This window comes from Streptomyces lacaronensis, from assembly GCF_047337785.1.
Taxonomy (GTDB): Bacteria; Actinomycetota; Actinomycetes; order Streptomycetales; family Streptomycetaceae; genus Streptomyces; species Streptomyces lycopersici.
The window spans coordinates 7,475,043-7,497,169 of the sequence record NZ_JBLHDK010000003.1 but is presented as its reverse complement, the minus strand read 5'-3'; the positions used below and the strand labels follow the sequence as shown (position 1 = coordinate 7,497,169).

Below are 22,127 nucleotides of genomic sequence, written 5' to 3'. Positions count from 1 at the left end.
GCTCCTTGCGAAGAGGGAGGTGGTGCTCATGGGTTCCATGGGTTCAGAACGCTCCCGTTCAGGAGGAGCCGAGTTCGTCGTCGAGCAGGTCGAAGAGCTCATCGTCGGTCGCGGATTCGAGGTCGTGGTCGTCGGTGTCGCCGTCGCCGGTCGCGTCCTGGGCGTCGTTCCACTTCGCCAGGAGCGCCTGGAGGCGCATGGTGATCCTGGAGCGGGTGACGCTGTCGTCCGCGGCCACCGCCAGGGCGGCTTCCAGCCGGTCGAGTTCGCCGAACACCGACGGACCGCCGCCGTCCCCGTGCGGGAGTTCCGCGCGCAGATGGTCGGCCAGGGCGTCGGGGGTCGGATAGTCGAAGATCAGCGTGGCGGGCAGCCGGAGGCCGGTGGCCGCGCCGAGCCGGTTGCGGAGTTCGACGGCGGTGAGCGAGTCGAAGCCCAGCTCCTTGAAGGCCGCGCCGGGTTCGATCGCCGCCGCGCCGCCGTAGCCGAGAACGGTGGCCACTTGGCCGCAGACCAAGTTGAGCAGGAAGCGGTCCCGTTCGGCCGCGGACATGCCCGCGAGCCGCTCGGCGAGGCTCGCCGCCTCGTCCGCCCCGCCGCCGCCACCGGCCGCGGCCCTCCGTACGGGGGTACGGATCAGCCCGCGGAGCAGCGGGGCGACCCCGGCCGTGGACTGGGCGCGCAGGGTGGCGATGTCCAGGGCGGCGGGGATCAGCACCGGGTGTCCGGCCAGGCTCGACACATCGAACAGGGCCAGGCCCTCGGCGTTGCTCAGCGCGCCCATGCTGCCGCGGCTCATCCGCTGCCGGTCGGCGGTCACGAGGGTCGCGGCCATGCCGCCCTCGTCCTCCCACAGGCCCCAGGCCAGGGAGACGGCGGGCAGGCCCTGGGCGCGGCGGTGCTGGGCGAGGGCGTCCAGGAAGGTGTTGGCCGCCGCGTAGTTGCCCTGTCCCGGGTTGCCGAAGACACCGGCGGCGGAGGAGAACAGCACGAACGCGGACAGGTCGAGGTCCCGGGTGAGCTCGTGCAGGTTCCACGCCGCGTCCACCTTCGGGCGCAGGACGTGGTCCACGCGCTCGGGGGTGAGGGACTCGATGATCCCGTCGTCGAGCACGCCCGCCGCGTGGATCACGGCGGTGAGGGGACGGTCGGCGGGGACGGACGCGATGACCTCGGCCAGGGCGGTGCGGTCGGCCGCGTCACACGCCGCCCAGTGGGCTTCGGCGCCCAGCTCGGTGAGTTCGGCGGCGAGTTCGGCGGCGCCCGCCGCTTCCGCGCCCCGGCGGCTGGTCAGCAGCAGCCTCCGGGCGCCGCGCTCGGTCACCAGATGGCGGGCCAGCACCCCGCCCAGGGTGCCGGACGCGCCGGTGACCAGCACGGTGCCCGCCGGGTCCAGCCCGGGGACGGCCCCCTCGTCCAGGGCCGCCACCCGCGCGAGCCGCGGCGCGTGGACGACCCCGGCGCGCACGGCGAGCTGCGGCTCGTCGGTCCGCAGCGCCGCCACGAGGGCGGGGAGCCAGCCGTGGGGGGTGGTGGCCGAGTTGTGGTGGGCAGGGTCATCGGTGGCCGGGCCGCCCTGGGTCGGGTTGCCGGTGGCCTGGGTGCCGTTGGCCGGGCCGCGGTGGGCCAGGGCACCGGTGGCCGGGGTGCCCTGGGCCAGGGCGCCGTGCGTGGGGACGCCGCGGGCCAGGGCGCCATGGATGTCGATGTCTCCTTGGACGTCGACCAGGACGAACCGGCCCGGGTGCTCGGCCTGCGCCGAGCGCACCAGGCCCCAGGCGGCGGCGTGCGTCAGGTCATCCACGCCCTCGGCCGCTTCGGAACCCTCAGCCGCCTCGGCCCCCGCGTCGTCGCCCGTGGTCACGGCCACGGCGCCACGGGTGAGCAGGACCAGCCGGGAGTCGGCGAACCGCTCATCCGCGAGCCACTCCTGGACCAGCGCCAGCGTCCGCCGGACGACGGTGTGCGCGGCGCCCGCGATGTCCCCGGGCGTGCCCAGGTCGGGCAGGCACGGCACCAGGACCACATCGGGCGCGATGCCCTCGGCCTCCACCGCCTCGGCGAGCGCGGGGAGCCCCGCGTACGTCTCGGCCTCGATACCGGTGTCCGCGTCCGTCAGCGCGGCCGTGAGCTTCAGATCGCCGCCGCCGAAGCCGTCCAAGACGGCCCACAGCGCGGTGTTTTCCGGCCGCTGCGGCGCCGCGGGCGTGGGCAGCGCGGCCCAGTCGACGCGGAACAGCGCCTCCTGGTGTGCGGTACGGGCGCCCGCGAACTGCTCGGCGTCCAGCGGCCGCAGCGCCAGCGAGCCGACCGACACCACCGGGGCACCGGCCTCATCGCTGATCTCCAGCGTCACCGCGCCGTGCCCGGCCGGGGAGACCCGCACCCGCAGCGCGGTCGCGCCGACCGCGTGCAGCCGTACGGCGTCCCACGAGAACGGCAGTCGCGCCAGGCCCGCCTCCTCGGCCGGGAAGAACTCGCCGAGCGCCACCGTGTGCAGCGCGGCGTCCAGCAGCGCCGGGTGCAGCCCGTACGCGCGGGCCTCGCCCTGTCGGTCCTCGTCGAGCGCCACCTCGGCGAACACCTCGTCCCCGCGCCGCCACGCCTTGCGCAGGCCCTGGAACACCGGGCCGTAGGCGAGGCCGAGCGCGGCGAAGCCGTCGTACAGCCCTTCCACGTCGAGCGGTTCGAGGTCGGCGGTGGCGGCCGAGGCGGTGACGGCCGAGGCCGTGGCGGCCGTGTCACCGGCCGGTGGCCACTCCGCCGGGCCGGTCGGGACGCCGGAGGGGCCCGAGACCGTGAGCACACCGGAGGCGTGCCGGATCCACGGCTCGTCGGTGGCGTCCTCCAGCCGCGAGTACACGGTCAGCGCGCGCCGCCCGTCGGGGCCGTCGGGCTCGTCCACGGCGACCCGCAGCTGCACCCCGCCGCGCTCCGGCAGGATCAGCGGCGCTTCGAGGGTCAACTCGTCCAACAGATCGCAGCCGACCTGGTCACCGGCCCGAACCGCCAGCTCGACGAGGGCCGTACCGGGCAGCAGCACGGTGTCCATGACGGCGTGGTCGGCCAGCCAGGGGTGGGTACGGAGCGAGAGCCGGCCCGTGAAGAGGACGCCCTCGGAGTCGGGCAGATCCACCGCCGCGCCCAGCAGGGGGTGATCGGCCGCGCCGAGACCGGCCGAGGCCACATCGCCGATGGTCCCGGCGGGAGCCTCCAGCCAGTAGCGCTCGCGCTGGAACGGGTACGTGGGCAGCTCGGTGCGCTGGGCACCGGTCCCCGCGAAGAGCGCCCTCCAGTCCACCGCCACGCCACGGACGTGGGCCCGCGCGACGGCGGCCATCAGTGCCTCGGCCTCGGGACGGTCCTTGCGCAACGCAACGGCGAAGGCGGCCGTGTTGGCCTCGGTGACGCACTCCTGCGCCATGGCGGTCAGGACACCGTCGGGGCCGAGCTCGAGGTAGGTGGTGACGCCCTGGGCTTCCAACGTCCGTACGCCATCGAGGAAGCGGACGGCCTCGCGGACGTGGCGCACCCAGAACTCGGGGGTCGTGATCTCCTCGGCGGAGACCACGGTGCCGGTGAGGTTGGAGACGATCGGGATGCGCGGGGCCTCGTAGGTCAGCCCCTCGGCCACCTCGCGGAAGGCGTCCAACATGCCGTCCATGCGCGGCGAGTGGAACGCGTGACTGACCGTGAGCCGCTTGGTCTTACGACCCTGCGCCTCGAAACCGGAAGCGATCTCCAGAGCCGCGTCCTCATCACCCGCGATGACCACGGACGTCGGCCCGTTGAGCGCGGCAATCGAGACGCGTTCAGTGAGCAGCGGCGTGACCTCGTCCTCCGACGCCTGGACGGCGATCATCGCGCCACCGACCGGAAGCTCCTGCATCAGACGGCCACGGGCCGCCACCAGCTTCGCCGCGTCGGCCAACGACAGCACACCCGCCACATGCGCGGCGGCCAGCTCACCGATGGAGTGCCCGGAGAGGAAGTCCGTCTTCACACCCCAGGCCGCCACCAGCCGGAACAGCGCCACCTCGACCGCGAACAGCGCGGGCTGAGTGAACCCCGTTCGATCCAGCGCCTCGGCGTCATCCCCGAACAGCACCGTCTTCAACGGCCGCTCAAGATGTACGTCCAGCTCATCGCAGACCGCGTCCAACGCCTCCGCGAAGGCCGGGTAGGCGTCGTACAGCTCACGCCCCATCCCCAGCCGCTGGCTCCCCTGCCCCGTGAACAGGAACGCCACCTTGCCGCCCTCGGCCACCGAGCCCTGCGTGAGACCGGCCGCCGACTCGCCGCCCGCCAGCGCCTCCAGGCCCGCGACCAGCCCGGCGCGGTCCGCGCCGACCACGACCGCGCGGTGGTCCAGCGCGGCGCGCGTGGTCGCGAGCGAGTAGCCGAGGTCGGTGAGCGAGACATCGGGCCGCCGGTCGAGGTCGGCGAGCAGCCGCCCGGCCTGGGCGCGCAGCGCGTCGGCGTTCTTGCCGGAGAGCGGCCACGGCAGAACGGACGGCTGGGCGACCGGGGCCGGGGAAGCCTCCGCCGGTTCGGCCTCGGGGGCCTGCTCGATGATCGTGTGCGCGTTGGTCCCGCTGAAGCCGAACGACGAGACCGCCGCCCGCCGGGGACGCCCCGACTCCGGCCACGCCACCGACTCCTGCAACAACGACACCGCACCCGCAGACCAGTCAATATGCGGCGACGGCTGCTCCGCGTGCAACGTACGCGGCAACACACCATGCCGCATCGACATGACGACCTTGATAATGCCCGCCACACCGGCAGCGGCCTGCGTATGCCCCACGTTCGACTTGATCGAACCCAGCAACAACGGCCGCCCCGACTCCCGCTCCTGGCCATACGTCGCCATAAGCGCCTGCGCCTCAATCGGATCGCCAAGGCTGGTACCGGTCCCATGCGCCTCCACCGCGTCCACCTCGGACGCCGACAGACCCGCATTCGCCAACGCCTGACGGATCACCCGCTGCTGCGACGGACCATTCGGCGCCGTCAAACCATTCGACGCACCATCCTGGTTAATGGCGCTGCCACGCACCACAGCGAGCACCGGATGACCGTTCTTCCGCGCATCCGACAGCCGCTCCACCAGCAGCATCCCCGCACCCTCGGACCACCCCGTACCATCCGCGTCCGCCGAGAACGCCTTACACCGCCCATCAGCGGCCAACCCACGCTGACGACTGAACTCCACAAACGGCGCCGGAGTCGCCATCACCGTCACACCACCGGCCAACGCCAGCGAACACTCACCATTCCGCAACGCCTGCACCGCCAGATGCAACGCCACCAACGACGACGAACACGCCGTATCCACCGTGATCGTCGGCCCCTCAAGACCAAACGTGTACGCCAACCGACCCGAAATCACACTCGCCGCATTACCCGTACCGACGAACCCCTCCACGCCTTCCGGAAGCGCCGGCAGCGAGGAGGCGTAGTCGTGGTACATCACACCGGCGAAGACACCGGTACGGCTGCCACGCAGCACACCCGGGTCGATCCCGGCCCGCTCGAACGCCTCCCACGACGTCTCCAGCAGCAACCGCTGCTGCGGATCCATCGCCAGCGCCTCACGCGGCGAAATCCCGAAGAAGCCCGGGTCGAAGTGGCCCGCCCGGTCGACGAAGCCGCCCTCGCGGGAGTACGAGGTGCCCGGGTGGTCCGGGTCCGGGTGGTAGAGCCCGTCCAGATCCCAGCCACGGTCGGTGGGGAACTCGGAGATCGCGTCCCGGCCCTCCATGACCAGCCGCCACAGATCCTCCGGAGTCTCCACCCCACCCGGATAACGGCAACCCAGACCCACGATCGCAATCGGCTCATCATCCACCGCCGACACCACCACCGGCCCCGCCACCGCAGCCGCAGCCCCGACCACCTCAGTACGCAGGAACTCCGCCAACACCGCAGGCGTCGGATAGTCGAAGACCAGCGTCGCGGGCAGCCGCAGCTCACTCACCGCACCGAGCGCATTCCGCAACTCCACCGCCGTCAGCGAGTCAAAGCCCAGCTCACGGAAGGAGCGATGCGGTTCGACGGTGTCCAGCGAGTCATGGCCGAGTACGGCCGCGACCTGCGTACGGACCAGGTCCAGCAGCGCGTCGAGCTGCTCGGCCTCGCTCAGCCCGGCCAGCCGCCGCGCCAGCGCACCCGACGCCACCGCACCCTCCACCGCACGCCGCGCCGGAACCGGCACCAGCCCCCGCAGCAGCGGCGCCACCACACCGGTCGACGCCGCCTCGGCGCGCATCACGGCCAGGTCGAGCCGTACGGGCACGAGCAGCGCCTCGTCGGTGCGGTACGCGGCGTCGAACAGCTCCAGTCCCTCGGTGGCCGAGAGCGCCACGACGCCACCCCGGCTCATCCGGGAGACATCGGCCTCGTCCAACTCCCCGGTCATCCCGCTGGAGTCGGCCCACAGCCCCCAGGCCAGCGAGGTACCGGCCAGGCCATGGGCCCGACGGTGCTGGGCGAGGGCGTCCAGGTAGGCATTGGCGGCGGCGTAGTTGCCCTGCCCGGCATTGCCGAACACACCGGCGGCCGAGGAAAACAGCACGAACGCCGACAGGTCGAGGTCGCGGGTCAGCTCATGGAGGTTCCAGGCCGCGTCCACCTTCGGACGCAGCACCCCGGCCATGCGCTCGGGGGTGAGCGAACCAATCACACCGTCATCCAGCACACCGGCCGTGTGCACGACCGCCGTCAGCGGATGTTCGGCGGGGATGGCGGCGAGGGTCGCGGCGAGCGCGGCCCGGTCCGCCACATCACAGGTCGCCCAGCGCGCTTCGGCGCCCAGCTCGGCCAGTTCGGAGGTGAGCTCGACCGCACCCGGTGCCTGGTCGCCACGACGGCTGACCAGCAGCAGATGCCGTACGCCGCGCTCCACCACCAGATGCCGCGCCAGCAGACCACCCAGCGTGCCACTGGCACCCGTGACCAGCACCGTCCCCTCGGCGTCGACATCGACGTCGAGCGGCTGCTCGGGGTCCACGGCGGCCCGCGCGAGGCGCGGCGCCCGCAGCGCCCCGTCCCGTACGGCCACCTGCGGTTCGCCCGACGCCAGCGCGTCCGGCACCGCCGTCAAAGAATCGGCCGCGCCATCGACGTCGACCAGGACGAACCGGCCGGGGTTCTCCGACTCGGCCGAGCGCACCAGGCCCCAGACGGCGGCATGGGCCAGATCGGCTAGGGGCTCATCCGCACCGGCGGCCACGGCACCCGAAGTCAACAGAACCAGACGCGAGTCGGCGAAACGGTCGTCAGCCAGCCACCGTTGCAGCAGGCTCAGCGCCTGGGCGGTGGCGCGGTGCGCCGCATCGACGGGTGAGGAGCATTCCCCAATCCCGCCCCTCCCCGCAACCTGGGGCAAGCCCCAGGACCCCGGACGCCCTTCGGACGTGTCCTCAAACGCCGGACGGGCTTGAGAAGCCGCAACAACGTGCGCCGCCGGGAGGTCGGAGGGCAGGGCGACCACCACATCATCCGGCAGCGCGGCGCCGGACTCGACCGCCACAGCCAGCGCGTCCAGATCAGCGTAGGTCTCGAACCGCTGCCCCGCCGACGCCAAGCCCAGCGCATCGGACCCCACCAACGCCCAGCGTCCGGCCGCACCCTGCGCGGACACCTCCGCCCAATCGAGCCGGTACAACGACTCCTGACGACCACCCCGCGCACCCTGGATCTGCTCGGCCGACACCGGCCGCAGCACCAGCGAATCCACCGACAACACCGCACGCCCGGCACCGTCGGCCACCGCGAGCGACACCGCGTCGGAACCGGCCGCCGACAACCGCACCCGCAGCACCGAAGCACCCACCGCGTGCAACGACACCCCAGCCCACGAGAACGGCAACCGCGCCCCGGCCCCGCCCTCGATCAGACCGCCCAACCCCACCGCATGCAACGCCGAGTCCAGCAACGCCGGATGCAGACCAAACGCACCCGCCTCGGACCGCGCGTCCTCCGGCAGCTCCAGCTCCGCGTAGACCTCACCATCGAGCCGCCAAGCGGACCTCAGCCCCTGGAACACCGGACCGTAGGCGAGCCCCAGACCCGCCATGCCCTCATACAGACCGTCCAGCGCAACCGGTGTCGCACCCGCCGGAGGCCATACGCCCAGGTCGAACGAGGCCGCCGGCGCGCCCTCCACGAGCGCACCCGACGCATGACGCAGCCACGCCTCATCGGCAGCCGCGTCCTCGAACCGCGAGTACACCTCGAACCCACGACGGCCGAAGCCATCCGGCGCACCCACCGACAGCTGAAGCTGAACACCACCCACCTCCGGAAGCACCAGCGGCGCCTCCAGCGTCAGCTCCTCAACCTGGTCACAACCCACCTGGTCACCCGCGCGAACCGCCAGCTCCACAAAGGCCGTACCCGGCAGCAGCACCGAGCCCATCACGGCGTGATCCGCCAGCCACGGATGCGTGTCGAGTCCCAGGCGGCCCGTGAGCAGCAGCCCCTCACCACCGGCCAGCGGCACGGCGGCCCCGACCAGCGGATGGTCCACGACGGCCAGCCCGAGCCCCGCCGTGCCACCGACGCCGTAGGCCGACGCCTGGGGCCAGTACCGGCGGCGCTGGAAGGCGTAGGTCGGCAGATCGGTCAGCTCGACCCGAGCCGCGCCCGTACCGGCGAAGACGGCCGCCCAGTCCACGGCCGCGCCACGCACGTACGCCCGCCCCACGGCGGCGTGGACCGCCCGCGCCTCGGGCCGACCGGCCCGCAACGCGGCGCCGAATCCGGCCGCGTCGGCGTCGGTGACGCACTCCTGGGCCATGGCGGTGAGGACACCGTCCGGGCCCAGCTCGACAAACGTGGAGACGCCCTGGGCTTCCAACGTCCGTACACCATCGAGGAAACGGACGGCCTCGCGGACGTGGCGCACCCAGAACTCGGGGGTCGTGATCTCCTCGGCGGAGACCACGGTGCCGGTGAGGTTGGACACGATCGGGATGCGCGGGGCCTCGTACGACAGCCCCTGCGCCACCTCACGGAACGCCTCCAGCATCCCGTCCATGCGCGGGGAGTGGAACGCGTGGCTGACCGTGAGCCGCTTGGTCTTACGGCCCCGCGCCTCGAAACCGGAAGCGATCTCCAGAGCCGCGTCCTCATCACCCGCGATGACCACCGACGACGGCCCGTTGAGCGCGGCAATCGAGACACGCTCGCTGAGCAGCGGCGCCACCTCGTCCTCCGACGCCTGCACCGCGACCATCGCGCCACCCGCCGGAAGCTCCTGCATCAACCGCCCACGCGCCGCAACCAACTTCGCAGCATCCGCCAGCGACAACACACCCGCCACATGCGCGGCCGCCAGCTCACCAATCGAATGCCCGGAGAGGAAGTCCGGCCGCAGACCCCACGCCTCCACCAGCCGGAACAGCGCCACCTCAACGGCGAACAACGCGGGCTGGGTGAACCCCGTCCGGTCCAGTACCGCCGCGTCCTCCCCGAACACCACGGTCTTCAGCGGCCGTTCGAGATACGCGTCCAGCTCATCGCAGACCGCGTCGAACGCCTCCGCGAACACCGGATAGGCGTCGTAGAGCTCACGCCCCATCCCCAGCCGCTGGCTCCCCTGCCCCGTGAACAGGAACGCCACCTTGCCGCCCTCGGCCGACCCCTCGATCACCTCCGCGCCGGACTCGCCGCGTGCCAGGGCATCCAAACCGCGCAGGAAGCCCTCGCGGCCATCGGCCACCAGAACCGCGCGGTGGTCCAGCGCGGCGCGCGTGGTCGCGAGCGAGTAGCCGAGGTCGGCCGGTGCGAGCTCCGGCCGCTCGTCCAGGTAGGAACGGAGCCGCCCGGCCTGCGCACGCAGCGCGTCGGCGGTCTTCGCCGACAGCGGCCACGACGTCACACCTGGCTCCGTCGCCACCTCACGCGGGGCCTCGTCCTCGCTGGCCGGGGCCTGCTCGATGATCGTGTGCGCGTTGGTCCCGCTGAAGCCGAACGACGAGATCGCAGCCCGCCGGGGACGCCCCGACTCCGGCCACGCCACCGACTCCTGCAACAACGACACCGCACCCGCAGACCAGTCAATATGCGGCGACGGCTGCTCCGCGTGCAACGTACGCGGCAACACACCATGCCGCATCGACATCACGACCTTGATAATGCCCGCCACACCGGCAGCGGCCTGCGTATGCCCCACGTTCGACTTGATCGAACCCAGCAACAACGGCCGCCCCGACTCCCGCTCCTGGCCATACGTCGCCATAAGCGCCTGCGCCTCAATCGGATCGCCAAGGCTGGTACCGGTCCCATGCGCCTCCACCGCGTCCACCTCGGACGCCGACAGACCCGCATTCGCCAACGCCTGACGAATCACCCGCTGCTGCGACGGACCATTCGGCGCCGTCAAACCATTCGACGCACCATCCTGATTGATCGCTGAACCACGAACCACCGCCAGCACCGGATGACCGTTCTTCCGCGCATCCGACAGCCGCTCCACCAGCAGCATCCCCGCACCCTCGGACCACCCCGTACCATCCGCGTCCGCCGAGAACGCCTTACACCGCCCATCAGCAGCCAACCCACGCTGACGACTGAACTCCACAAACGGCGCCGGAGTCGCCATCACCGTCACACCACCGGCCAACGCCAGCGAACACTCACCATTCCGCAACGCCTGCACCGCCAGATGCAACGCCACCAACGACGACGAACACGCCGTATCCACCGTGATCGTCGGCCCCTCAAGACCAAACGTGTACGCCAACCGACCCGAAATCACACTCGCCGCATTACCCGTACCGAGGAAGCCTTCGACGCCCTCGGGCACCCGCTCCAGCAGCGAGGCGTAGTCGTGGTACATGACGCCCGCGAAGACACCGGTACGGCTGCCGCGCAGCACACCCGGGTCGATGCCCGCGCGCTCGATCGCCTCCCACGACGTCTCCAGCAGCAACCGCTGCTGCGGATCCATCGCCAGCGCCTCACGCGGCGAAATCCCGAAGAAGCCCGGGTCGAAGTGGCCGGCGTCCTCCACGAAGCCGCCCTCGCGGGCGTAGCTCGTTCCGCTGTGGTCCGGGTCCTCGTGGTAGAGCGCCGAGAGGTCCCAGCCACGGTCGGTGGGGAACTCGGAGATCGCGTCCCGGCCCTCCATGACCAGCCGCCACAGATCCTCCGGAGTCTCCACCCCACCCGGATAACGGCAACCCAGACCCACGATCGCAATCGGCTCATCATCCACCGCCGACACCACCACCGGCCCCGCCACCGCAGCCGCCGCCCCCACCACCTCAGTACGCAGGAACTCCGCCAACACCGCAGGCGTCGGATAGTCGAAGACCAGCGTCGCGGGCAGCCGCAGCTCACTCACCGCACCCAACGCATTCCGCAACTCCACCGCCGTCAGCGAGTCAAAGCCCAGCTCACGGAAGGAGCGGTCGGGCTCGACCGTCTCCGGACCGGCGTATCCGAGCACCGTCGCGACGTTCGTACGGACCAGGTCCAGCAGGGCGTCGAGTTGCTCGGCCTCGTCCAGCCCGGCCAGCCGCCGCGCCAGCGCACCCGACGCCACCGCACCCTCCGCCGCACGCCGCGCCGGAACCCGCACCAGCCCCCGGAACAGCGGCACCAGCGCACCGCTGCCCGCCTGCACCCGGAGCGCGGCCATGTCCAGCGACATCGGCACCAGCACCGCCTCGCCGAGGCGGCCAGCGATGTCGAACAGCTCCAGACCCTCCATCGCGGAGAGCGCGAGAACCCCGCCCCGGCTCATCCGGGACACATCCGCGTCGTCCAGCTCACCCGTCATCGCGCTGGAGTCGGCCCACAAGCCCCAGGCCAGCGAAATACCTGGCAGACCGCGCGCCGCACGGTGCTGGGCGAGGGCGTCCAGGAAGGCGTTGGCGGCGGCATAGTTGCCCTGCCCCGCATTGCCGAACACACCACCGGCCGAGGAGAAGAGCACGAACGCCGACAGGTCGAGGTCGCGGGTCAGCTCGTGGAGGTTCCAGGCCGCGTCCACCTTCGGACGCAGCACCCGCTCCAGCCGCTCCGGCGTCAGCGAACCGATCACGCCGTCATCCAGCACACCAGCCGTGTGCACCACGCCCGTCAGCGGATGCTCAGCCGGAATCCCCGCCAGCACCCCGGCCAACGCGTCACGATCAGCGACATCACACGCCGCCCAGCCCACGCTCGCGCCCAACCCAGCCAGTTCAGCGCCAAGTTCAACCGCACCCGGAGCCTCGCCACCACGGCGGCTCACCAGCAGCAGATGCCGTACGCCGCGCTCCACCACCAGATGCCGCGCCAGCAGACCACCCAACGTGCCACTGGCACCGGTGACCAGCACCGTGCCGTCAGCGCCGAACTCCGGCGTGGCGTCCCCGGAGCCCGCACCAGCGGCCCGCGCCAGGCGCGGCGCCCGCAGCACCCCGTCCCGTACGGCCACCTGCGGTTCGCCCGACGCCAGCGCGTCCGGCACCGCCGTCAAAGAATCGGCCGCGCCATCGACGTCGACCAGGACGAACCGGCCGGGGTTCTCCGACTCGGCCGAGCGCACCAGGCCCCAGACCGCGGCATGGGCCAGATCGGCTAGGGGCTCATCCGCACCGGCGGCTACGGCACCCGAAGTCAACAGAACCAGACGCGAGTCGGCGAAACGGTCGTCAGCCAGCCACTGCTGCAGCAGGCTCAGCGCCTGGGCAGTGGCACGGTGCGCCGCATCGACAGGTGAGGAACATTCCCCAATCCCGCCCCTTCCCGCAACCTGGGGCAAGCCCCAGGACCCCGGACGCCCTTCGGGCGTGTCCTCAAACGCCGGACGGGCTTGATATGCCGCACCAGCTTGAAAAGCCGCAGCACCGTACGGGACCGCAAAGCTCGCGGGCAGGGCGACCACCACATCATCCGGCAACACGGTGGCGCCGGACTCGACCGCCACAGCCAACGCGTCCAGATCAGCGTAGGCGTCGAACCGCTGCCCCGCCGACGCCAAGCCCAGCGCATCGGACCCCACCAACGCCCAGCGCCCAGCCCCACCCTGCGCGGACACCTCCGCCCAATCGAGCCGGTACAACGACTCCTGACGACCACCCCGCGCACCCTGGATCTGCTCGACAGACACCGGCCGCAGCACCAACGAATCCACCGACAACACCGCACGCCCAGCACCATCCGCCACCGCGAGCGACACCGCATCCGCACCCACCACCGACAACCGCACCCGCAGCACCGAAGCACCCACCGCATGCAACGACACCCCAGCCCACGAGAACGGCAGCCGCGCCCCGGCCCCGCCCTCGATCAGACCGCCCAACCCCACCGCATGCAACGCCGAGTCCAGCAACGCCGGATGCAGACCAAACGCACCCGCCTCGGACCGCGCGTCCTCCGGCAGCTCCAGCTCCGCGTAGACCTCACCATCGAGCCGCCAAGCGGACCTCAGCCCCCGGAACACCGGGCCATAGGCGAGCCCCAGACCCGCCATGCCCTCATACAGACCGTCCAGCGCAACCGGTGTCGCACCCGCCGGAGGCCATACGCCCAGGTCGAACGAGGCCGCCGGCGCGCCCTCCACGAGCACACCCGAGGCATGACGCAGCCACGCCTCATCGGCAGCCGCGTCCTCGAACCGCGAGTACACCTCGAACCCACGACGGCCGAAGCCATCCGGCGCACCCACCGACAGCTGAAGCTGAACACCACCCACCTCCGGAAGCACCAGCGGCGCCTCCAGCGTCAACTCCTCAACCTGGTCACAACCCACCTGGTCACCCGCGCGAACCGCCAACTCCACAAAGGCCGTACCCGGCAGCAGCACCGAGCCCATCACGGCGTGATCCGCCAGCCACGGATGCGTGTCGAGTCCCAGGCGGCCCGTGAGCAGCAGCCCCTCACCACCGGCCAGCGGCACGGCGGCCCCGACCAGCGGATGGTCCACGACGGCCAGGCCCAGCCCTGCCGTACCACCCACGGTGGCCGGGAGCTCGGGCCAGTAGCGCGCGTACTGGAAGGCGTACGTCGGCAGGTCCACGCGGTGCGCGCCCGTTCCGGCGAAGACGGCCGCCCAGTCCACCGCCACACCGCGCACATGGGCGCGCGCGAGGGCCTTCGTCAGCGTCTCGGCCTCGGCCCTGCCCTTGCGCAGGGCCGAGACGAACGCGGCGTCCTCACCGGTGACACACTGCTGCGCCATCGCGGTGAGCACACCGTCCGGGCCCAGCTCGACAAACGTGGAGACGCCCTGGGCTTCCAGGGCCCGCACGCCGTCAAGGAAGCGAACAGCCTCGCGGACGTGGCGGACCCAGAAGTCAGCGGACGTGACCTCCTCGGCGGAGACCAGCTCGCCCGTCAGGTTGGAGACGATCGGGATGCGCGGGGCCTCGTAGGTCAGCCCCTGCGCGACCTCGCGGAACGCGTCCAACATGCCGTCCATGCGCGGCGAGTGGAAGGCGTGGCTGACCGTGAGCCGCTTGGTCTTACGGCCCTGCGCCTCGAACGACGCGGCAATCTCCAGAGCGGCGTCCTCATCACCCGCGATGACCACAGACGTGGGACCGTTGAGCGCGGCAATCGACACGCGCTCGGTCAGCAGCGGCGTGACCTCGTCCTCGGACGCCTGCACCGCGATCATCGCGCCACCCGCCGGAAGCGCCTGCATCAGACGGCCACGCGCCGCCACCAACCGCGCAGCATCCGCCAGCGACAGCACACCCGCCACATGCGCGGCCGCCAGCTCACCGATCGAGTGCCCGGAGAGGAAGTCCGGCCGCAGCCCCCACGCCTCCACCAGCCGGAACAGCGCCACCTCGATGGCGAACAGCGCGGGCTGGGTGAACCCGGTCCGGTCCAGTACCGCCGCGTCCTCCCCGAACACCACGGTCTTCAGGGGCCGTTCGAGATACGCGTCCAGCTCACCGCAGACCGCGTCCAGTGCCTCCGCGAACACCGGGAACGCGTCGTACAGCTCACGACCCATCCCCAGCCGCTGACTCCCCTGCCCCGTGAACAGGAACGCCACCTTGCCACCGGCCACCGAACCCTGAACCAGCGCCGCGGCGCGACGCCCCTCGGCCAGCGCCTCCAGAGCCGTCAGCAGCCCGTCCCGGTCCTCGGCCACCACCACCGCGCGGTGGTCGAACGCCGATCGGCCGGTCGCCAGCGAGTAGCCCAGGTCGACCGCGCCCAGCTCGGACCAGTCCGCCGCATGGGCGACCAGCCGCTCGGCCTGGGCCCGCAGGGCGGCCGCGCTGCGGCCGGACAGCACCCACGGCACCACGGCGGGTGTGACAGCGGGAGCCGCAGGAGCCGCCGCCGCCTCCACCACCGGCGCCTGCTCGATGATCGTGTGCACATTCGTACCGCTGATGCCGAACGACGACACACCCGCGCGGCGCGGACGGCCGCTCTCCGGCCACTCCACCTGCTCGGTCAGCAGCGAGACGGCCCCCGCCGACCAGTCCACATGCGGCGACGGCTCGTCCGCGTGCAGGGTCCTCGGCAGCACCCCGTGCCGCATGGCGAGGACCATCTTCATGATGCCCGCGACACCGGCGGCGGCCTGGGTGTGGCCCATGTTCGACTTGATGGAGCCGAGCAGCAACGGCCGCTCGGCGTCCCGCTCCTGCCCGTACGTGGCCAGCAGCGCCTGCGCCTCGATCGGGTCACCCAGCGTCGTTCCCGTGCCGTGCGCCTCGACCGCGTCCACATCGCCGACCGACAGACCCGCGGCGGCCAGTGCCTGCCGGATGACACGCTGCTGGGACGGGCCGTTCGGCGCCGTCAGACCGTTGGACGCACCGTCCTGGTTCACGGCGCTGCCACGCACCACCGCAAGCACCGGGTGGCCGTTCCTGCGCGCGTCCGACAGCCGCTCGACCAGCAACATGCCCGCGCCCTCGGCCCAGCCCGTGCCGTCCGCGTCCGCCGAGAACGCCTTGCAGCGGCCGTCGGCGGACAGGCCGCCCTGGCGGCTGAAGCCGACGAACGTGCCGGGGGTCGCCATCACCGTGACACCACCGGCCAGCGCCATCGTGCACTCGCCCGAGCGCAGCGCCTGCATCGCCCAGTGCAGCGCCACCAGCGACGACGAGCACGCCGTGTCGACGGTGACGGCCGGGCCCTCCAGTCCGAGCGCGTAGGCGACGCGGCCGGAGGCGATGGAGCCCGTGCTGCCGGAGCCGATCGCGCCCTCGCCGCCACCGTCCGGGGCCTGCTCCACGAGCGTGGCGTAGTCGTGGTACATGACGCCCGCGAACACACCGGTACGGCTGCCGCGCAGCGTGGCCGGGTCAATGCCCGCGCGCTCGAACGCCTCCCACGACGTCTCCAGCAGCAGCCGCTGCTGTGGATCGGTGGCGACGGCCTCGCGCGGCGAGATCCCGAAGAAGGTGGGGTCGAAGTCGGCGGCGTCGTGGAGGAAACCGCCCTCGCGGGTGTACGAGGTGCCGGGGTGCTCCGGATCCGGGTGGTAGAGCGCGTCCAGGTCCCAGCCACGGTCCACGGGGAAGCCGGAGATCGCGTCCTGGCCGGAGGACAGCAGCCGCCACAGATCCTCGGGGGTGCGCACCCCGCCCGGGAAGCGGCAGCTCATGCCCACGATGGCGATCGGCTCGTCGTCGAGCGCGCCCACGGTCGACACCGGCAGACCCGACTGGGCGCGGGTGCCCGCCAGTTCGTCCCGGAGGTGTTCGGCCAGGACGAGGGAGGTCGGATAGTCGAAGACCAGAGTGGCGGGGAGCCGCATCCCGGTGACCGCGTTCATGCGGTTGCGCAGTTCGACGGCGGTCAGCGAGTCGAAGCCCAAGTCGCGGAAGGCGCGGTCGGGGTCCACGGAGTCGCCGGTGGCATAGCCCAGGACGGCCGCGACCTGGGTACGGACCAGCTCCAGCAGCGTCTCCAGCTGCTCGGCCGCGCTCAGGCGGGCCAGCCGCTGCGCCAGGGCGCCCGTTCCGGCGGAGCCCTCCGCCGTACGCCGCGCCGGGACCCGCACCAGCCCGGACATCAGCGGCGCCACCACACCGGTGGACGCCGCCTCGGCCCGTGCCGCCGCCAGGTCGAGACGCACCGGGACGAGCAGCGCCTCGCCCGCCCGTCCGGCCGCGTCGAACAGTTCCTTGCCCTCGTCGATGGCGAGCGCGGCGACACCCCCCCGGCTCATCCGGGACATATCGGCCTGGTCCAGTTCGCCGGCCATACCGCCGGATTCGGCGGCCCACAGGCCCCAGGCCAGCGAGGTGCCGGGCAGGCCGAGCGCCGTACGGTGCTGCGCCAGCGCGTCCACGTAGGCGTTGGCGGCGGCGTAGTTGCCCTGTCCGGCGGCGCCGAAGACACCGGCGGCGGAGGAGAAGAGCACGAACGCCGACAGGTCGAGGTCGCGGGTCAGCTCGTGGAGGTTCCAGGCCGCGTCCACCTTCGGACGCAGCACCCGCTCCAGCCGCTCCGGCGTCAGCGAACCGATCACGCCGTCATCCAGCACACCAGCCGTGTGCACCACGCCCGTCAGCGGATGCTCAGCCGGAATCCCCGCCAGCACCCCGGCCAACGCGTCACGATCAGCGACATCACACGCCGCCCAGCCCACGCTCGCGCCCAACCCAGCCAGTTCAGCGCCAAGTTCAACCGCACCCGGAGCCTCGCCACCACGGCGGCTCACCAGCAGCAGATGCCGTACGCCGCGCTCCACCACCAGGTGGCGGGCGAACAGCGCGCCCAGCGTGCCACTCGCACCGGTGACCAGCACCGTGCCGTCAGCGTCGAACTCCGGCGTGGCGTCCCCGGAGCCCGCACCAGCGGCCCGCGCGAGGCGCGGCGCCCGCAGCACCCCGTCCCGTACGGCCACCTGCGGTTCGCCCGACGCCAGCGCGTCCGGCACCGCCGTCAAAGAATCAGCCCCGCCATCGACGTCGACCAGGACGAACCGGCCGGGATTCTCCGACTCCGCCGAACGCACCAGGCCCCAGACAGCGGCATGGGCCAGATCGGCTAGGGGCTCATCCGCACCGGCGGCCACGGCACCCGAAGTCAACAGAACCAGACGCGAGTCGGCGAAACGGTCGTCAGCCAGCCACTGCTGCAGCAGGCTCAGCGCCTGGACGGTGGCGCGGTGCGCCGCATCGACAGGTGAGGAACATTCCCCAATCCCGCCCCTCCCCGCAACCTGGCGCAAGCCCCAGGACCCCGGACGCCCTTCGGGCGTGTCCTCAAACGCCGGACGGGCTTGATTTGCCGCACCAGCTTGAAAAGCCGCAGCACCGTACGGGACCGCAAAGCTCGCGGGCAGGACGACCACCACATCATCCGGCAGCGCCGTGGCGCCCGACTCGACCGCCACAGCCAACGCGTCCAGATCAGCGTAGGTCTCGAACCGCTGCCCCGCCGACGCCAAGCCCAGCGCATCGGACCCCACCAACGCCCAGCACCCAGCCCCACCCTGCGCGGACACCTCCACCCAATCGAGCCGGTACAACGACTCCTGACGACCACCCCGCGCACCCTGGATCTGCTCGACAGACACCGGCCGCAGCACCAACGAATCCACCGACAACACCGCACGCCCAGCACCGTCGGCCACCGCAAGCGACACCGCGTCGGAACCGGCCGCCGACAACCGCACCCGCAGCACCGAAGCACCCACCGCGTGCAACGACACCCCAGCCCACGAGAACGGCAGCCGGGCGCCCTCACCCTCGATCAGACCGCCCAACCCCACCGCATGCAACGCAGAGTCCAGCAACGCCGGATGCAGACCAAACAACCCCGCATCGGACCGCGCGCCTTCGGGCAGTTCCAGCTCCGCGTAGACCTCATCGCCCAGCCGCCAGGCAGACCTCAGCCCCCGGAATACCGGGCCGTACGCCAGTCCGGCGTCGGCCAGGCCCTCGTACAGGCCCTCGACCGGCAGCGCCGACGCCCCCGCCGGAGGCCACGCCGCCAGGTCGAACGACGCCGTGGGCGCGCCCGAGCCCAGCACACCCGACGCATGCCGCATCCACGGCTCGTCGACCGCCGCGTCCTCGGACCGCGAGTACACCGTCAGCGCGCGCCGCCCCGAACCGTCGGGCGCGCCCACCGAGAGCTGGAGCTGGACACCGCCCGCCTCCGGAAGCACCAGCGGCGCCTCCAGTGTCAGCTCCTCCAGCAGATCACAACCGACCTGGTCACCGGCGCGTATCGCGAGCTCCACGAAGGCCGTTCCGGGCAGTAGCACCGAGCCCGCCACCGCGTGATCGGCGAGCCACGGATGGGTGTCCAGGGCGAGCCGGCCGGTGTAGAGGAAGCCGTCGGAGTCGGCGAGCGCCACGGCGGCGCCCAGCAGCGGGTGGTCGGCCACGCCGAGCCCGGCGGACGCCATGTCGCCCGCCCAGTAGCCGGTGTCGAGCCAGTAGGTCTCGCGCTGGAAGGGGTAGAGCGGAAGGTCGGTGCGGGCCGTGTCGGTCCCGGCGAACACCGCGGCCCAGTCCGGGGAGACACCGTGCACATGCGCCCCGGCGATGGCGGTGGCCAGGCTCTGGAGCTCCGGGCGGCCGGAGCGCAGCGCGGACACAAGGGTGGTGTCGTCGCGGGTCAGGCAGTCCTGGGCCATGGCGGTGAGCACACCGTCCGGACCCAGCTCCACGAACGTCGTGACGTTGCGTTCCTCCAGCGTCCGTACGCCGTCGCGGAAGCGGACGGCCTCGCGGACGTGGCGCACCCAGAAGTCGGGAGTCGTGATCTCCTCCGCGGACACCACGCCACCGGTCAGATTCGACACGATCGGAATCTTCGGAGCCTCGTAGGTCAGCCCCTCGGCCACCTCGCGGAACGCCTCCAGCATCCCGTCCATACGCGGCGAGTGGAACGCATGGCTCACAGTGAGCCGCTTGGTCTTACGACCCCGCGCCTCGAAACCCGACGCGATCGCGACAGCCGCGTCCTCATCACCCGCGATCACCACCGACGACGGCCCGTTGAGCGCGGCAATCGACACCCGCTCATCCAGCAGCGGCGCCACCTCGTCCTCCGACGCCTGCACCGCGACCATCGCGCCACCCTCGGCAAGCTCCTGCATCAACCGCCCACGCGCCGCCACCAACCGCGCAGCATCCGCCAGCGACAACACACCCGCCACATGCGCGGCAGCCAACTCACCAATCGAATGCCCGGAAAGGAAATCGGGCCGCAGACCCCACGCCTCCGACACCAGCCGGAACAACGCCACCTCAACCGCGAACAACGCGGGCTGAGTGAACCCCGTCCGATCCAGCACCTCGGCGTCATCCCCGAACAGCACCGTCTTCAACGGCCGCTCAAGGTGCCCGTCCAGCTCATCGCAGACCGCGTCCAAAGCCTCCGCGAACACCGGATAGGCGTCGTACAACTCACGCCCCATCCCCAGCCGCTGACTCCCCTGCCCCGTGAACAGGAACGCCACCTTGCCGCTCGCGATCTTGCCCTCGACCAGCCCGGTCGCGGGCTCTTCGCGGGACAGCGCGTCGAGGGCCCGTATCAGGCCCTCGCGGTCGTCGGCGACGATCGCCGCCCGGTGCTCGAAGGCGGCTCGGCCGATGGCCAGTGAGAAGCCGACGTCGGTGAGGCGCAGTTCGGGGTGGGCCTCAAGGTGGGCGCGCAGGTTGGCGGCCTGGGCGCGCAGCGCGGGGCGGCTCTTGGCGGCCACGGTCCACAGCGGCAGCGCGGTGGTGGCGCGGGTCTCGGCAGCCGGGGCGTCGTCGGCCGTCTTCGCGGCTTCTGCCTCCTCCTCCGGCTCCGGCGCCTGCTCCAGGATGGTGTGCGCGTTGGTGCCGCTGATGCCGAACGAGGACACCGCGGCCCGGCGCGGCTGACCGGTGTCGGGCCAGGCGCGGCCCTCCGTCAGCAGCGAGACGGCGCCCGCCGACCAGTCGACGTTGGGGGTGGGCTGGTCGACGTGCAGGGTCCGCGGAAGCACCCCGTGGCGCATCGCCATGACCATCTTGATGATGCCCGCGACACCGGCGGCGGCCTGGGTGTGCCCGATGTTGGACTTGATGGACCCCAGCCACAGCGGCTGGTCCTCGCTGTGGTTGCGCCCGTATGTGGCGAGCAGGGCCTGGGCCTCGATGGGGTCGCCGAGTGTGGTGCCCGTGCCGTGGGCCTCGACCACGTCGATCTGGCCGGGGGCGAGCCGCGCGGCGGCCAGGGCCTGGCGGATGACGCGCTGCTGCGAGGGGCCGTTGGGCGCGGTCAGCCCGCTGCTGGCGCCGTCCTGGTTGATGGCGCTGCCGCGGACCACGGCGAGCACCTGGTGGCCGTTGGCGCGGGCGTCGGAGAGCCGCTCCAGCAGCAGCATGCCCGCGCCCTCGCCCCAGCCCGTGCCGTCGGCGGCGGCCGCGAAGGACTTGCAGCGGCCGTCCGCCGCGAGTCCGCGCTGGCGGCTGAACTCGGTGAAGGTGCCGGGGGTGGACATGACGGTGACACCGCCGGCCAGGGCCAGCGAGCACTCCCGGCGGCGCAGCGCCTGCGCGGCGAAGTGCAGGGCGACCAGGGAGGAGGAGCAGGCCGTGTCAATGGTGACGGCCGGCCCCTCCAGGCCGAAGGTGTAGGCGACGCGGCCGGAGGCGATGGAGCCGGAGCTGCCGTTGCCGAGGAAGCCCTCGACGTCCTCGGGCGCGGAGAAGAGCCGGGAGGCGTAGTCGTGGTACATCACGCCCGCGAACACACCGGTCTGGCTGCCCTGAAGGGTGGTCGGGTCGATGCCCGCGCGCTCGAACGCCTCCCAGGAGGTCTCCAGCAGCAGCCGCTGCTGCGGGTCCATGGCCAGCGCCTCACGCGGCGAGATGCCGAAGAACGCGGGGTCGAATTCGGCCGCGTCGTGCAGGAATCCGCCCTCGTGGACGTACGGCTCCTGGCCGCTGTCCGGGTCCGGCTCGAAGAGGACGTCGGTGGCCCAGCCGCGGTTGGTGGGGTACGGCGTGGCCGCGTCACCGCCGCGGGCGACGAGCTGCCACAGCTCCTCGGGAGTGCTGACCCCGCCGGGGTAGCGGCAGCTCATCGCCACGATGGCGATGGGCTCCTGCTCGCGCTCCTCGACCTCGCGCAGCCGCCGCCGCGCCTCGCGCAGGTCGGTGGTGGCCCGCTTGAGGTAGTCGAGGTACTTCTCTTCGTTCGCCGTCGCCATTACGCCGTCC

Annotated in this window: 1 protein-coding gene; it reads right to left on the bottom strand. The window is 72.0% G+C overall.

The annotated features are described in order from the left end of the window. Positions 1 to 58: 58 nt before the first annotated feature. Positions 59 to 22,117, bottom strand: coding sequence for a type I polyketide synthase (locus ACMTAK_RS32200; RefSeq protein ID WP_413809414.1), 22,059 nt, complete (start codon positions 22,115 to 22,117; stop codon positions 59 to 61). Between the last annotated feature and the right edge of the window lie 10 nt (positions 22,118 to 22,127).